Here is a 14,382-nt window from a genome sequence, read left to right as displayed (position 1 = left end):
GACAGTGGCTGACAACAAGACCGAAAACACTCTTTCTTCCGACGCGACTGAGGTGCGGGCTCAGAAGCTGAAGCTGCTGCGCGAGCAGATCGGTGACGTCTATCCGGCGCATTTTCACCGGACGATGACCAATGCCGAACTCGGCGCCAAATATGAAGCGCTGGACCCCGATGTCGAGACGCAGGACATCGTCACCGTCGCTGGCCGGGTCTATTCCTCGCGCAACTCGGGCATGTTCATGGATATCCATGACGCCTCCGGCAAGATCCAGATCTTTTCGCATAAGGACGTAACAAGCGAGGAAGCCCGCGCCCTGCTGCCGATGATCGACATTGGAGACATCATAGGCGTCACCGGCATCGTGCGCCGCACCAAGCGCGGCGAACTGACGATCAACGCCCAGAAGATCGAGATGTTGACCAAGTCGCTGCTGCCGATGCCGGAGAAGTGGCACGGCCTCTCCGACATCGAACTGCGCTACCGCAAGCGCCATCTCGATATTATGACCAACGAGGATTCGAAGCTGCGCTTCCAGCAGCGCTCGAAGATCGTCTCCGGCATCCGCCGCTTCATGGAAAATGACGGCTTCATGGAAGTCGAGACGCCGATGCTGCAGTCGATCTATGGCGGCGCCACCGCCGAGCCGTTCAAGACGCATCACAACACGCTGAAGCTCGACATGTACCTGCGCATTGCGCCGGAACTGTTCTTGAAGCGCACCCTGGTCTCCGGCCTCACCGACAAGGTCTTTGAAATCAACCGCAACTTCCGCAACGAAGGCGTCTCCACCCGGCACAATCCGGAATTCACCATGATGGAGTGCTACTGGGCCTATGCGGATTACGAGGACATGATGGACCTCGTCGAGCGTCTGTTCGAGACCTTGGCCCTCTCCATTCACGGCACGACGGAATTCGATTTCGGCGACAAGCGGCTGTCCTTCAAGGGACCATTCAAGCGCGTACCGATGCCCGACGCCGTCAAGGAAGCAACCGGCATCGATTTCCTCGCCATCAAGACCGATGAGGAAGCGCGCGCCGCGGCCAAGGCTGCCGGCTTTGCAGTCGAGAAGGATTGGACCTGGGGCGAGTGCCTCGCCTTCATCTTCGAGGAAAAGGTCGAATCCACGCTGATTCAACCGTCCCACGTCACGCACTTCCCGAAGGACATCTCGCCCTTCGCCAAGGAAGTGCCGGGCGAGCCGCGCCTCGTCGAGCGCTTCGAAACCTATTGCAACGCCTGGGAACTCGGCAACGCCTTCTCCGAGCTCAACGATCCCGAAGAGCAGCGCCGCCGCATGGTCGAACAGCTCGAACAGGCGCATGCCCGCGGCGAAAAGGAAAAGCAGCTGGACGAGGAATTCCTCGACGCGATCGACCAGGGCATGCCGCCCGCCGGCGGCCTCGGCATCGGCGTCGACCGTCTGATCATGCTTCTGACCAATGCGCCATCTATCCGCGACATCATCCTCTTCCCGGCCCGCCGCAGCAAAGCCGACTGACAGGAAGAGACGTCGGAAAACGAAAGCGGGGTGCCACTGCATAATTCCTTAAATCGGAATCGATTTAAGGAGAGAATTATGCAGCCATCCAAAAGTGCTACAGCGTCCTTTGCGCATCCGATAAGACGCACAGGCGCTGTAGACGGCGCTCCACTTTTTTCATGCCGAGGTCAGTGTGTCTTTGGAGCTTCCGCCGGCGGCTCTTCGGCCGGCGCCTCAGCCACCACGTTGGGGCTGCCGCTCTCGCCGGCGGGCACGGCTTCGCTTTCGGCATCGGATGCCGCGCCATGTCCGCCGCCGGCATCCTTCTTGCCCTTTTCCTCGTTCTTGGTGGAGGCGACGGCGACCGGGTCGACACAATCCTCAGGATCCTTGAACGAGGCGCTGATCATGGCGATCTCGTCGGCCGGCATGTCGATGCGCTCGCCGAAGAACAGCCCGTTCTCGCTGGCCTTGCCGTCATAGTAGCGCGCCGTATAGGGCTTGTCGTCGAGACCGGGAACCGTCTTGTCGGGATGCGGGATGTAGACGACGTCGGCGCCGATCGCCCGGCCGCGAATATCGGCGCGCAGCGTCGGGCCGTTCTCGTCGAGCACCACCACCTGCACCAGATCCGGTTTCTGTGCGGCATAGACGGCTTGGGCGACACGCAGCGCGGTCCTGACCCGCGTCATGCCGTCGGTCGGTTCGGTCTTGATGTATTTGCGCACCCAGACGTGATCCTGCTTCTTGATCGTCACCAGGTTGACGTCGGAGCATTCGAGTCCGTAGCCGCCGCCCGAGACACCGATCAGCCTGTCCTTGCCGACATAAAGCGCTGCACCACCGGAAACGCCCGCCAGAAGCGCGACGCCGCCGATGATGATTGCCGATTTCCGGGAAGGCCGGAATATGCGCAGTAAGGCCTTCACGCCAACTGCTCCGCCATCTCAAACTCCAACGCAGGACAGGTGCTGAGATGCTAGAGAAATGACGTTTCCGAAAGTTTAAGTGAGCATGCCAAGCCTGCTCCATTTTGAATAAAGACCAAAAAAGGTCCGCCTTTTTCAACCGCTTGCCACGGCACATTCCGCCATGCTCTAAACGCTGATGGCCTTCACGCTTCGCCAGATCCAATATTTTGTCGCCGTCGCCGAACAAGGTTCGGTAACACGCGCCGCGCAGAACCTTTCGATCTCGCAATCCTCTGTGACGGAGGCGCTGAAGGAGCTCGAAACCGACCTCGGCGTCGAGCTCTTCGAACGCCATCCGCGCGGCCTGACGATCACTCACAATGGACACCAGTTCCTCCGTCACGCGACCAAGATCCTCGCCTCCGTCTCCGATGCGCGCACCAGTTTCTCCGGCCGGCAGAGCGCCCTTTCCGGCACGTTGAACATCGGCGTCACCTCGCTGGTCGCCGGCTACGTGCTGTCAGACTTGCTGGCGCGATACCGGCGCGCCTGTCCGGGAGTCGAGGTCAGTGCGATCGAGGACAATGGCGGCTATCTCGAACACCTCCTGGTCGGCGGCGAACTCGATGTCGCCGTCATGGTGATATCCAACCTGCGCGACCGCATGGCGCTCCAGGCGGAAATCCTCGAGACCTCGCCCTATCGCCTGTGGCTGCCGATGGGCCATCCGCTGGTCTCCGCCGACATCATCTCGGTCGCCGATATCGCCCGCGAGCCGCTGATCATGCTGACGGTCGATGAAATCGAGGAGAATACCGGCAAGCTGCTGTCGGCGCTCGGCGCCCGCCCGCATGTCGCCTTCCGCACCCGCTCCGTGGAAGCGGTGCGCAGCCTAGTCGCAACCGGCGCCGGCGTGGCGCTGCTTCCCGACCTCGTCTACCGCCCGTGGTCGCTCGAAGGCGACCGCATCGAGAGCCGCGACGTCTCCGGCTCTCTGCCGGTCGTGCAGGTCGGCATGGTCTGGCGCAAGGGCTCCAGCCTGCCGCAGGCGGCGCGCGATTTCGTCGGGATCGCCGAAAGCATGCGCTCCGGCCGCATGCGTTGATATCGGAATTTCCGATATCGCCTTTCTGATAAATGAATTTGCGAAAGCGACTTTTTCGGCTCACCTTCATAACCGGGAACGAACGGCCACGAAAAGTGGCACCAAACCGGGAGACGGATGATGACGAATCTCTTGAAATCCTGCACGGCAGGACTCGCCTGCCTGAGCTTCGCGACACAGGTGACCGCCGCCGAACCGTTGAAGGCGCTCGGCAAGGGCGAAGGCGCCGTCAGCATCGTCGCCTGGGCCGGCTATATCGAGCGCGGCGAAACCGACAAGAATTACGACTGGGTCACCGATTTCGAAAAGAAGACCGGCTGCAAGGTCTCCGTCAAGACCGCCGCCACCTCGGATGAAATGGTGTCGCTGATGAACGAGGGTGGCTTCGATCTCGTCACTGCATCGGGCGACGCGTCGCTCCGCCTCATCGCCGGCAAACGTGTCCAGCCGATCAACACCGATCTGATCCCGAGCTTCAAGAATGTCGACCAGCGCCTGCAGAACGGCGCCTGGTATACGGTCGGCGACGTGCATTACGGCGTGCCCTATCTCTGGGGCCCGAACGTGCTGATGTACAATACCGATGCCTTTAAGGACAAGGCGCCGACCAGCTGGAACGTCGTCTTCGAGGAACAGACGCTGCCCGATGGCAAATCGAACAAGGGCCGCGTCCAGGCTTATGACGGCGCGATCTATATTGCCGACGCGGCCATGTATCTGATGGCCCACAAGCCGGACCTCGGCATCAAGGACCCTTACGAACTGACCGAGGATCAGTACAAGGCCGCCCTCGATCTGCTGCGCGGCCAGCGCAAGTTGGTCTCGCGCTACTGGCACGATGCTATGATCCAGATCGACGACTTCAAGAACGAAGGCGTCGTCGCCTCCGGCTCCTGGCCCTTCCAGGTCAACCTGCTGCAGGCCGACAAGCAGAAGATCGCCTCCACCTTCCCGGAGGAAGGCGTCACCGGTTGGGCTGACACGACAATGCTCCACGCCGACAGCGAACACCCGAACTGCGCCTATATGTGGATGGAACATTCACTGCAGGCCAAGGTCCAGGGCGACGCCGCCGCCTGGTTCGGCGCCGTCCCCTCCGTTCCCGCCGCCTGCAAGGGCAACGAACTGATGGGCGATGCCGGCTGCGCCACCAACGGCTTCGATCACTTCGACAAGATCAAGTTCTGGAAGACCCCGGTCGCCAAATGCGCGACGCAAAGCGAATGCGTGCCGTACCATCGCTGGGTGTCGGACTATATCGGCGTGATCGGCGGGCGGTAACAGCCAAGTCGGCTTGTGTGGTTGAAGACCCCGCCCCAACCCCTCCCCACAAGGGGGAGGGGCTATGAGGCACCGCCTTACTCCTCTTTGGATGCCGATTCTTCGCGAGGGTGCGGCAGATTAAGCCCTTCCCCTTGTGGGGAGGGGTTTGGGGCGGGTCTTCATCAGCCAAGACCGAAGCCCTCTCTAAGCATTGCAAGACCCGGAGCGCTCCAATGACGTCAGCCGTCCGTTTCCAGCAGGTATCGCGCCATTTCGGCCAGGTTCGCGCCATCGACGGCGTCGATCTTGAGATCGCGCCCGGTGAATTCTTCGCAATGCTCGGTCCGTCCGGCTCCGGCAAGACGACGTGCCTGAGATTGATCGCCGGTTTCGAGCAGCCGAGTGCCGGCCATATCCAGATCTTCGGCGAGACAGCCGATGGCGTGCCGCCCTATCGCCGCAACGTCAACACCGTGTTCCAGGACTACGCGCTCTTCCCGCATCTGAACATCCTCGACAACGTCGCCTATGGGCTGATGGTCAAGGGCGTCGGCAAGGCGGAACGGCTGAAGGCGGCGAATGATGCCCTGGAGCTCGTCAAGCTGCCGGGCTACGGCGCCCGCCGCCCCGGACAACTGTCCGGCGGTCAGCGGCAGCGCGTGGCGCTCGCCCGCGCTCTCGTCAACAAGCCGAAGGTGCTGCTGCTCGACGAGCCGCTCGGCGCGCTCGATCTGAAGCTGCGCGAGCAGATGCAGGAGGAATTGAAGAGCCTGCAGCGCGCGCTCGGCATCACCTTCGTCTTCGTCACGCATGATCAGGGCGAAGCACTGTCCATGGCCGATCGCGTCGCCGTCTTCAACGACGGCAACATCGTCCAGCAAGGCACGCCGCAGGATATTTACCGCCGCCCGAGGACCCGCTTCGTCGCCGATTTCGTCGGCTCCTCGAATGTGATCGCGCCGGATCTGATGGCCGCGCTCGGCGGCCAGAAACGCTGGGCGAGCCTGCGGCCAGAGGCGATCCACCTGGCAGGCGACGGCATCGAGGCCACGGTCGAACATGCGAGCTTTCTCGGCGCCGCCACCCGTCTCGGCGTCGATCTCCGCGGCAGCCGGCTGCATGTGATGCTGCCGGCCGGCGCGCCCGTGCCCGACGTCGGCGCCGGTATCCGCCTGGCCTGGCAGCCGGCCGATATCCACTATATGGACGATGCGGCATGACGGCGCTCACCCTCTCCAGCGCCAAGACATCGATCCTGCCGGGACGCAGCGGGCTGTTCGGCCGGATGTCGGATGTCTTCTGGCGGCACCCGAAGCTGTTGCTCTTCCTGATGCTGACGCCGCCGCTGCTCTGGCTCGGCATCATCTATATCGGATCGCTGATCGCCCTGCTGCTGCAGAGCTTCTTTTCGATCGACGATTTCTCCGGTCTGGTGAATTACGAATTCACCCTTGCGACCTATGCCCAGCTTCTGAGCCCGACGAATTTCGACATCATCATCCGCACTGTCGCGATGTCCGCGCTCGTCACCCTCGCTTCCGCGCTGATCGCCTTTCCGATCGCCTATTACGCGGCACGCTATGCGCAAGGCAAATGGAAGGTGCTCTTCTATCTCGGCGTCATGCTGCCGCTCTGGTCGAGCTATCTCGTCAAGGTCTACGCCTGGAAGCTGATCCTCGCCAAGGAAGGCATCCTGACCTGGCTCTTCGAGGAGTTGCACCTTTCCTGGCTGCTCGACGGTATCCTCAATCTGCCCGTCGTCGGCGGCAATTCGCTCTCGGTGAGCTATCTCGGAACCTTCATCGTCTTCGTCTATATCTGGCTTCCCTACATGATCCTGCCGACGCAGGCGGCCCTCGAGCGTGTGCCCGGCAATCTGATCGAGGCCTCGGCCGATCTCGGTGCCACGCCGCGCCAGACCTTCCGCACGGTGCTTCTGCCGCTGGCGCTGCCCGGCATCGTCGCCGGTTCGATCTTCACCTTCTCGCTGACATTGGGCGATTACATCATCCCGCAGATCATCGGCTCGTCCAGGCTGTTCATCGGCCAGGCCGTCTATGCCCAGCAGGGAACGGCCGGCAACGTGCCGCTCGCCGCCGCCTTCTCCGTCGTGCCGATCGTCATCATGGCGCTTTACCTGTCGCTCGCCAAAAAGCTGGGAGCCTTCGATGCGCTCTGACCTCAAGACATCGCCGCTGCCCTTGAAGATTGCCGCCGCCGGCGGACTGCTCTTCCTGCACCTGCCGATCCTGCTAATCTTCGTCTATGCCTTCACGACGGAGGAAAAGAGCTATCAATGGCCGCCGCCCGGCCTGACGCTGCAATGGTTTGCCATCGCCTGGAACCGGCCGGATGTCTGGTCGGCGCTCGGTCTTTCCGTCCAGGTCGCCGTCATTGCCACCGCGATCGCGCTCGTCCTCGGCACACTATGCGCGGCGGCCGTCAGCCAGACGAAGTTCTTCGGCCGCGAGGCGATCTCGCTGCTGGTCATCCTGCCGATCGCACTTCCCGGCATCATCACCGGCATTGCGCTGCGCTCCGCCTTCAGCCTGTTCGACATCCCGTTTTCGGTCTGGACCATCGTACTCGGCCACGCCACCTTCTGCGTCGTCGTCGTTTACAACAATGCCGTCGCCCGCTTCCGCCGCACCTCCGGTTCGCTGATCGAGGCCTCGATGGATCTCGGCGCCGACGGCTTCCAGACCTTCCGCCACGTCATCCTGCCGAATATCGGCACCGCCCTTCTGGCCGGCGGCATGCTGGCTTTCGCGCTTTCCTTTGACGAGGTCATCGTCACCACCTTCACCGGTGGCCAGCAATCGACCTTGCCGATCTGGATGCTCGAAGAACTCATCCGCCCGCGCCAGCGCCCGGTCACCAATGTGGTTGCCATGGTGGTGGTGCTCGTCACCTTCCTGCCGATCCTGGCAGCCTATTACCTCACCCGCGACGGCGACCAGATCGCCGGCGGCGGCAAATAACAGGGAGAACATCATGGATACCCAGATGCTGATCGGTTCGCGCTTCGAAAAAGGCACGGAGACGGAAGAACACATCCTGAACCCGAAGACCGGCGAGACGGTGATCGACCTTGCCGAAGCCTCGCTGTCGCAGATCGACGACGCCGTAAATGCCGCCGAAAAAGCCTTCGCCGGCTGGTCGCAGACGACACCGGGCGAGCGCTCCGGTTATCTCCTGAAAATTGCCGACGCCATCGAGAAGGATGCCGCAGCCTTCGCTGCGCTGGAGGCGTTGAATTGCGGCAAGCCGATCAAATCAGTGCTGAACGACGAGATCCCGGCGATCGTCGACTGTTATCGTTTCTTCGCCGGCGCCGTGCGCAACTTGCACGCTCCGGCCGCCGGCGAATACCTGCCCGGCCACACCTCGATGATCCGCCGTGATCCGATCGGAATCGTTGGCTCGATCGCGCCGTGGAACTACCCGCTGATGATGATGGCCTGGAAACTGGCGCCGGCGATCGCCGGCGGCAATACCGTCGTCTTCAAGCCTTCGGAGCAAACGCCGCTGACGGCACTGAAGATGGCGAAGCTACTATCCGAAATCCTACCCGAAGGCGTCGTCAACGTCATTCTCGGCCGCGGCGAAAGCGTCGGCAACGCGCTGATCAATCACCCCAAGATCGGCATGATCTCGATAACAGGCGATATCGCCACCGGCAAAAAGGTGCTGCAGGCCGCCGCCAAGACGGTCAAGCGCACCCATCTGGAACTCGGCGGCAAGGCGCCGGTCATCGTCTTCGATGATGCCGACATCGATGCCGTCGTGTCAGGCATCCGCACCTTCGGCTATTACAATGCCGGCCAGGACTGCACCGCCGCCTGCCGCATTTATGCCGATGCCAGGGTTTACGACAATTTCGTCGCCGATCTCTCCTCGGCCGTCGCGAGCATCCGCTTCAACCACGCCGACGATACCGAAAACGAAATCGGCCCGCTGATCTCCCGGCGCCAGCGCGACCGCGTCGAAAGCTTCGTTGCCCGCGCCTCCGAACACAAGCACATGGAGATTACCACCGGCGGCAAGGTCTCCGGCGACAAGGGCTTCTTCTTTACGCCAACAGTCATTGCCGGCGCGCTTCAGGACGACGAGATCGTCCGCCGTGAGGTATTCGGGCCGGTCGTCTCGGTCACCCGCTTCTCCGACGCCGACGACGCCATCGCTTGGGCGAACGACAGCGACTACGGCCTCGCCTCCTCAGTCTGGACCAGGGATATCGGCCGCGGCATGAAGACCGCCGCCCGGCTGCAATATGGCTGCACCTGGATCAATACCCATTTCATGCTGGTCAACGAGATGCCGCACGGCGGCCTCAAACAGTCGGGCTACGGCAAGGACCTGTCGACCTATGCTCTGGAAGACTACACCGCCGTTCGCCACGTGATGATCAATCACGGCTAACGGCGTAAGGCAGAATCTGGGGAGGCTCGGGCAGTCCAGCTGTAGGCGTCGGAAAGCGCCGACCGCCGCGCAAGCATTTTGTCCGGCAACATCTAGACCTCCGCCAGCATTCTCCGGCTGATCGCCAGTCGACGATGTGGAACAATTTCCCGGCTGCGGCGTCTTCTCAGGCAAAAGCAAAGGATGACGCCATGCTGAAATGGGCTCTGATATTTTTCGTGATTTCGATCGTCGCCGGCTTCTTCGGATTTTCCGGTGTTTCCGCAGCCACGGCGACTATCGCCCGCGTGCTCTTCGGCATCGCCCTGGTGATCTTCCTGATCTTCCTCGTCCTTGCACTGATGGCTGGACAGGCGGTCCTGTAAGCGGCCGCGGCCGGCAGCATTTTGCAAGCCGCCGGCCTGAAGCCACGTCTCTCGCTCTCTATCCGGACTTTCGATGGCTGCGGCCAGGATCGCGCCTGCTATAATATCGCCCTTAGCCAGGGGTGCATATGGTCCGTCCGTTTTTTCAGCAGATGGCTGATCGATATCGATCCCGCGCCCGGAGCCACCAGGACGAACATGCCGCCGGCAATCGCCAAATCCTTCTCGAAATGCAGGAGCTCGTTCTGGCTTGCAAAGTTGGTGTGGAAGAGAACGGCGGTTGCCAGACAAAAGAGCGCCAGCGCCAAGGCGCCGAGCCGGCTGAGGAACCCGGTCGCAACGCAAAGGCCGGCGCCGATCTGAAGGACGATGGTAGCAAAGGCGATCGGCGCCGAAAGACCGAGCTTTTCGAAAGCGTCCACGGTCGCGGCGAGATCGGCCGCAAGCGACAAGCCCTCGTGCAGGAAGATCAGCGACAGCAGGAGCCTGCCCAGGAGAACAATGAGATCGGCCGGCCGCAGCCGGCTTGAGGCGCTTTCCATCTTAACCTCCGGTCGAAGAGCGGCGATCGGCCAGCCGCTCGTTCTTCAGCTTCCTCGTCCATGCTGTCTTGGGCCAACCGGTTCTCCGATCCTCGCCGCCGCTGTGGCAACCGCATTATAGCAGGCTTGCGCCGACATTGATCGCCAGTGCCAGGATCGTCGTATTGAACAGGAAAGACAGCACGGCATGCAACAGCGTCAGCTTACGCATGCCGGTCGACCCGACTGCGACATCCGCCGTCTGCGCCGCAACACCGATGGTGAAGGAGAAATAGAGGAAGTCCCAATAGCTGGGCTCTTCGATCCCGTCGGGAAACTTCAAGCCGCCCTCTTCGTCGGCACCACCGTAGAAATAGTGGGCGTAGTGAATGGTGAAGAGTGTGTGCAGAAAAACCCAGGAGATCAGGATCGTCAGCACGGCGCCGCCTGCCCGCGTGAGCGCGACGTCGGGTGTAGCCTCCTTGATCGAATGAAGCTCGAGGCCGATGCCGGCGATGCTGGCAACCGCCGCGCCGATCGAAAGGACCAAAAGGACCGTATCGGAAAAATCGAGATCTGCGGCGCGTTCGCGGATGCTTTCGACCGTCGCCCGTAGCATCTTGCGCCAGCTGAGCACGATGAACACGCCGGCGCTCGCATTCCATCCGAACAGGATGTTGCGGGCGCTGACCTCGCGCGATGTCACCAGCATAAAGACCGCCAGCCCGGCCACGAAAGCGATGATGAAGCTTGCATGTCTTCGGAAGAATGTCGCCAAAGAACTTGCCCGCTTCTCTTGCACTATCGTCGCCTCCGGCCGCATAGGCCGTTGATATCAGCACGAAAAAGGCGCGGAGGCCAGCCGGCCTCCGCGCCTCCAATTTGTTTGCGCACCTCGATCAGGCGGCAGCGAGCTGCAGTTCCTTCTGCACCATAGTGCGCAGCGTCGTCAGGTCCTTGCCGAAGGCACGGATGCCTTCGGCGAGCTTTTCCGTCGCCATCGCGTCTTCGTTCATCATCCAGCGGAAGGTCTTCTCGTCGACCGAGACCTTGGCGTCGGGCTTGCGGCTCTCGGGCGAGAGCTTGCGCTCCAGCTTGCCTTCGTCCTTAGAAAGTTCGTCAAGCAGGGCCGGGCTGATGGTCAGCCGGTCGCAGCCGGCAAGGGCTTCGATTTCGCCGGCATTGCGGAAGGAGGCGCCCATCACGATCGTCTTGATGTCGTTCGCCTTGTAATAGTTGTAGATATCACGCACGGAGATGACGCCCGGATCTTCCTCGGCGGTGTAATCCTTGCCGGTCGATTTCTTGTACCAGTCGAGAATGCGGCCGACGAAAGGCGAGATCAGGAACACCTTGGCATCGGCGCAGGCGATCGCCTGGGCCTTGCTGAAGAGAAGCGTCAGGTTGCAGTCGATGCCCTCCTTCTGCAGCACTTCGGCGGCTCGGATGCCCTCCCAGGTGGACGCGAGCTTGATAAGAATGCGGTCCCGTTCGATGCCGCGGTCCTTATAAGCTGCAATGATCGACCGCGCCTTGGCGAGTGAAGCCTCGGTGTCGAAGGAAAGGTCGGCATCGACCTCGGTCGAGACGCGGCCGGGGACGAGCTTCACCAGCGCAGCGCCGACCGAGATCGCGAGGCGATCGGCGACGGCGGAGGAGACGGCTTCGGAATTGCCGCCTTGCGTCTTGCCCCAGGCGACGGCTTCCTTGATGGCATCAGCAAACATCGGTGTACCGAGCGCCTTCAGCACGATGCTCGGATTCGTCGTGCAATCGACCGGCTTCAGGCGCGCAACCGCCTCGATGTCGCCGGTGTCGGCGACGACGGTGGTAATCTGGCGGAGTTGGTCAAGCTTGGATGTCATCGTCAATAATCCTTGTTGAACTTGGCTGCGACCGGCGCGAGTTCCGCCCGGCAAAGGTGATCTACCGACAGGTTGCCGGCATGCTGCAGGCGAAAATGCGCACATCCGTCACGGATGATTCATAAACGTGAAGGACAGTGGCCGTGTTCCCGCGGGCAAACCGCACGCCGAACGCAAGCGATGTGGCCTGCGGCTGCTTGGCCGGTCGTGACTTTCGGCATGCTCGCACTATGTCCTCCTCGGACGGACAAAAGGACTTCGTGTGGGCCGGACTATCGCCGTTCGCCCGAGGAAAAGTCAAGGACATTTGTGCATTTCGATTGACATAAGTGTCACACCCGTCATTATCCCCGCAACAAATGCGCCGCGACAGCCATTCATCCCTGATGGGATTTAGGGCCGGAATTCGGCTGGAGGACATGTGGTCAAACTCAAACGCGGCACGCATACGGCCTATTCGGAGGCATCCTCGCTGCGGCTGCGGGCCGCATGGCTCTATTACAATGAGGGCCTGACTCAGAAGGATGTCGCCGAACAGCTCGGTATCAGCCGCACCACCGTCATCCGGCTGCTCGACGAGGCGATGAAGCGCAGCGAAGTCCAGATCTGGATCAACGATTCGATCGGCGATTGCGTCGAGCTTTCGGTGAAGCTGGAGCGCGCCTACCGCCTCGACGAGGCGATCGTCGTGCCGGCGCCGGTCCATGGCGACGTCGCTTCGCTGGCGAAGAATGTCGGCCTGGCGCTTGGCCAGTTCCTTTCCGAAGCCATCCCGGACGACTATACGATCGGCGTCGGTTGGGGCCGCACGATGACAGCCTCGCTGTCGAGCTTCCGGCCGCCGCGCCGCGCCAATTGCAAGGTCGTGTCGCTGCTCGGCGGCATCGTCGCCGTCCACCAGACGAACCCGATCGATTATACGTGGCGGCTGGCAAATCAGCTCGGCGCCGAATGCTATATGTTCCTAGCGCCGCTTCTGGTCGATTCCGTCGAAACCAAACGCAATCTCATCGAGAAGTGCGGCTTGGACACCATCTACCGTCTCGCCGAGAATCTTGATCTGGCGATCGTCAGCTGCGGCGATATCGGCCCGCATTCGACCTCGCTGTCGGAAGGCTGGATATCGAAAGCCGAACTGCAGGAACTGATCGACGCCGGCTGCGTCTGCGACACCATGTTCAACTTCCTCGACAGAGATGGCAATTCGGTCGACCACTCGATCAATCGTCGGGTGATGTCCGTCGATCTCGACACGCTGAAGGAAGCCAAGCACATCGTACTCTCCTCCGGCGGCGCCCATCGTGCCGTCGCCATCCGCGCCACGATCAAACGCATCGGCTGCAACACGCTGATCACCGACGAAAGCGCGGCGCGGGCACTGTTGGAATTGGCTGAGACATCACCGCCAATCCAACCGCCAGCCTCTTCTCCCCAGCGGAGACAAGTACCAGAGCGATAGCGGGGGAATGCGGTGGTGGGCGGCGGCGACGAATGGACCTGCCGCTCCCCTCAGGCGTGCGCTGATTCCCAGCCGAGCATGGCCCGCTTGCGGGTCAGGCCCCAATGATATCCGGTCAATGCTCCGTTCTTGCCAAGCGCGCGATGGCAGGGCACGACGAAGGAAATCGGATTGGCCCCGACGGCAGCCCCGACAGCGCGCATGGCGGTCGGCCGGCCGATATCCCTGGCGATATCGCTATAGGTCACGGCTTTGCCGAATGGGATCTTCAGCAGGCTCTGCCAGACTCTGACCTGGAAATCCGTTCCGATCAGGACGACCCGCAACGGCTGGTCCGATGTCCAGCGGCCCGGTTGAAAGATGCGCTCGGCGTAGGGAGCCGTCCCCTGCCGGTCCTCGATGTATTCCGCATTCGGCCAACGGCAGGTCATGTCTTCCAGACAGGCCTTTTCGTCGCCGCTGTCGCTGAAGGCAAGGCCGGCGAGGCCGCGATCCGTGACCATGACGAGAGCCGCACCGAAGGGGCAATTGTGGAAGCCGTAGCGGATCGTCAGGCCGCCGCCCTTCGCCTTCCATTCGCCCGGAGACATGGCCTCATGGGTGACGAAGAGATCGTGCAGGCGGCTCGGGCCGGAAAGCCCGACCTCGATGGAGGTTTCGAGCAAGGGCATCTCTTCCTTGCGCAGCAGCCGCTTGGCATGGTCGAGCGTGACGGCTTGCAGAAAGGCCTTGGGAGAGAGGCCGGCCCAGCGGGTGAAGGTCTTCTGAAGCTGCGTTGGGGACTGGTTCAGCCGCGCCGCGATCGCTTCCAGCGAGGGCTGGTCGCGATATTCTTCGCTGATGAGTTCGATGACCCGACGGACGGTATCGTAGTCGGGGCCGCCGGGGGTGATATCTGTGTCGAGCTTCGCGATCATATTCATCGTTTTTCTCCTTTAGACAGGAGATAATCAAGGGCAGACGGCCAAGCCACCCGATTCTTGCGCCT

14 protein-coding genes are annotated in these 14,382 nt (G+C 61.8%); 9 read left to right on the top strand and 5 right to left on the bottom strand.

Annotated features, from left to right (window positions below; all coding sequences use genetic code 11):
* The first annotated feature begins 4 nt into the window (after positions 1–4).
* Positions 5–1,501 (top strand): lysine--tRNA ligase, encoded by a 1,497-nt coding sequence (gene lysS / locus GGI60_RS19190; RefSeq protein ID WP_183917786.1) that lies wholly within the window; start codon positions 5–7, stop codon positions 1,499–1,501.
* 170 nt (positions 1,502–1,671) lie between these two features.
* Here lysS and GGI60_RS19185 read toward each other — a convergent pair whose 3' ends face one another.
* A complete protein-coding gene (locus GGI60_RS19185) occupies positions 1,672–2,412 on the bottom strand; it encodes a hypothetical protein (protein ID WP_183917784.1) in 741 nt (246 codons plus the stop codon).
* 178 nt (positions 2,413–2,590) lie between these two features.
* Between GGI60_RS19185 and GGI60_RS19180 the strand changes: the two genes are divergently transcribed.
* From GGI60_RS19180 to GGI60_RS19150, 7 genes are all read left to right on the top strand, one after another.
* Positions 2,591–3,499, top strand: a complete 909-nt coding sequence (locus GGI60_RS19180; protein ID WP_038691418.1) for a LysR family transcriptional regulator — start codon at positions 2,591–2,593, stop codon at positions 3,497–3,499.
* A 120-nt stretch (positions 3,500–3,619) separates the two neighbouring features.
* Complete coding sequence (locus GGI60_RS19175) at positions 3,620–4,780, top strand: ABC transporter substrate-binding protein (protein WP_183917782.1); 1,161 nt, start codon at positions 3,620–3,622, stop codon at positions 4,778–4,780.
* A gap of 215 nt (positions 4,781–4,995) precedes the next feature.
* Positions 4,996–5,982, top strand: a complete 987-nt coding sequence (locus tag GGI60_RS19170; protein ID WP_183917780.1) for an ABC transporter ATP-binding protein — start codon at positions 4,996–4,998, stop codon at positions 5,980–5,982.
* On the top strand, positions 5,979–6,941 hold the full coding sequence (locus GGI60_RS19165) for an ABC transporter permease (protein WP_183917778.1): 963 nt from the start codon (positions 5,979–5,981) through the stop codon (positions 6,939–6,941). The genes GGI60_RS19170 and GGI60_RS19165 overlap by 4 nt, the downstream gene beginning before the upstream one ends.
* Complete coding sequence (locus GGI60_RS19160) at positions 6,931–7,743, top strand: ABC transporter permease (protein WP_183917776.1); 813 nt, start codon at positions 6,931–6,933, stop codon at positions 7,741–7,743. Before GGI60_RS19165 ends, GGI60_RS19160 begins: the two co-directional genes overlap by 11 nt.
* A 13-nt stretch (positions 7,744–7,756) precedes the next feature.
* The gene (locus tag GGI60_RS19155) at positions 7,757–9,184 is read left to right on the top strand and encodes a gamma-aminobutyraldehyde dehydrogenase (RefSeq protein WP_183917774.1); all 1,428 of its coding nucleotides are present in this window, start codon (positions 7,757–7,759) and stop codon (positions 9,182–9,184) included.
* Positions 9,185–9,375: 191 nt separating this feature from the next.
* Positions 9,376–9,549, top strand: coding sequence for a DUF1328 domain-containing protein (locus GGI60_RS19150; protein WP_020922323.1), 174 nt, complete (start codon positions 9,376–9,378; stop codon positions 9,547–9,549).
* A gap of 98 nt (positions 9,550–9,647) precedes the next feature.
* Here GGI60_RS19150 and GGI60_RS19145 read toward each other — a convergent pair whose 3' ends face one another.
* The 3 genes from GGI60_RS19145 to tal form a co-directional block, all read right to left on the bottom strand.
* Complete coding sequence (locus GGI60_RS19145) at positions 9,648–10,091, bottom strand: DoxX family protein (RefSeq protein WP_183917772.1); 444 nt, start codon at positions 10,089–10,091, stop codon at positions 9,648–9,650.
* Between the two features lie 115 nt (positions 10,092–10,206).
* Positions 10,207–10,875: a DUF1345 domain-containing protein gene (locus GGI60_RS19140; protein WP_183918210.1), complete on the bottom strand. Its 669-nt coding sequence runs from the start codon at positions 10,873–10,875 to the stop codon at positions 10,207–10,209.
* Positions 10,876–10,969: 94 nt separating this feature from the next.
* Complete coding sequence (tal, locus tag GGI60_RS19135) at positions 10,970–11,935, bottom strand: transaldolase (RefSeq protein ID WP_183917771.1); 966 nt, start codon at positions 11,933–11,935, stop codon at positions 10,970–10,972.
* Between the two features lie 421 nt (positions 11,936–12,356).
* On the opposite strand from tal, the gene GGI60_RS19130 reads away from it, so the two are divergent.
* Positions 12,357–13,394 carry a sugar-binding transcriptional regulator gene (locus GGI60_RS19130; protein WP_183917770.1) on the top strand — a complete coding sequence of 346 codons (1,038 nt, stop codon included), beginning with the start codon at positions 12,357–12,359 and terminating at the stop codon, positions 13,392–13,394.
* Between the two features lie 50 nt (positions 13,395–13,444).
* Here GGI60_RS19130 and GGI60_RS19125 read toward each other — a convergent pair whose 3' ends face one another.
* Positions 13,445–14,317, bottom strand: a complete 873-nt coding sequence (locus tag GGI60_RS19125; protein ID WP_183917768.1) for a methylated-DNA--[protein]-cysteine S-methyltransferase — start codon at positions 14,315–14,317, stop codon at positions 13,445–13,447.
* Between the last annotated feature and the right edge of the window lie 65 nt (positions 14,318–14,382).

It is taken from the genome of Rhizobium lentis (assembly GCF_014200175.1).
Lineage (GTDB): Bacteria > Pseudomonadota > Alphaproteobacteria > Rhizobiales > Rhizobiaceae > Rhizobium > Rhizobium mulingense.
The sequence above is the reverse complement of the archived record's forward strand: the minus strand, read 5'-3'. Positions and strand labels throughout refer to the sequence as shown.